At 74.0% G+C, this 897-nt stretch carries 1 protein-coding gene; it reads left to right on the top strand.

Annotation, left to right across the window (positions count from 1 at the left end):
- On the top strand, nt 1–897 hold an 897-nt coding region (locus ACTOWL_RS37955; protein ID WP_441326481.1), incomplete at both ends, for a condensation domain-containing protein.

Below are 897 nucleotides of genomic sequence, written 5' to 3' on the forward strand. Positions count from 1 at the left end.
GCTGACGCCGATCCAGCGCTGGTTCTTCGGAGCGGAGATCCCGGGGCGGCACCACTGGAACCAGGCGGTGCTGCTGGCGCCGCGCCAGCGGCTGCAGGCCGAGGCGCTGCGCTCGGCCATCGCGGCGGTGGTGGCGCATCACGACGCGCTGCGGCTGCGCTTCACCCAGGGCGCGGACGGCGCCTGGACCCAGGCCTATGCCGATCCGGCGGAGCAGGATTGGCTGTGGCTCCGCAGCGTGGCCGACGAGGCCGAGCAGACGGCGGTGGCGGAGGCGGCCCAGCGCAGCCTGGACCTGGCCGAAGGCCCGCTGCTGCGGGCGGTGCTGGTGGAGCGCCGGGACGGGACGCAGCGTCTGCTGCTGGCGATCCATCATCTGGTGGTGGACGGGGTGTCCTGGCGGATTCTGCTGGAGGACCTCGAGGCGGCCTATGCCATGGCCGGAGAGGCCATCGCCCTGCCGGAGACGAGCAGCAGCTTCGGGTCATGGGGCAAGACGCTGCAGGCTTACGCCGCGAGCCCGGAGCTACTGGCGGAGCTGCCGTACTGGCAGGGCGTGCTGGACGGTCCGTCGGGCTTCCCGGTGGCGCGTCCGGAGGGGGCGAACACGGTGCTGCAGCGGGCGGAGCACCGGCAGCGCTTCGACGCGGCGCTGACCGAGCGTCTGGTGACGGCTGGGCGGGCGTGGCGGGCCGGTGTGGAGGACCTGCTGCTGACGGCGCTGGCGCGGACGCTGTGCCGGCGCAGTGGCGAGGCCTCGGCGCTGGTGGCGCTGGAAGGCCATGGCCGGGAGGAACTGGGCGGGCTGGACCTGAGCCGGACGGTGGGCTGGTTCACCAGCATCTACCCGGTGCGCCTGACGCCGAAGGCGTCGACGGGGGCATCGCCCGCGGCGGA

This window comes from Inquilinus sp. CA228, from assembly GCF_052078665.1.
Classification (GTDB): Bacteria; Pseudomonadota; Alphaproteobacteria; order DSM-16000; family Inquilinaceae; genus Inquilinus.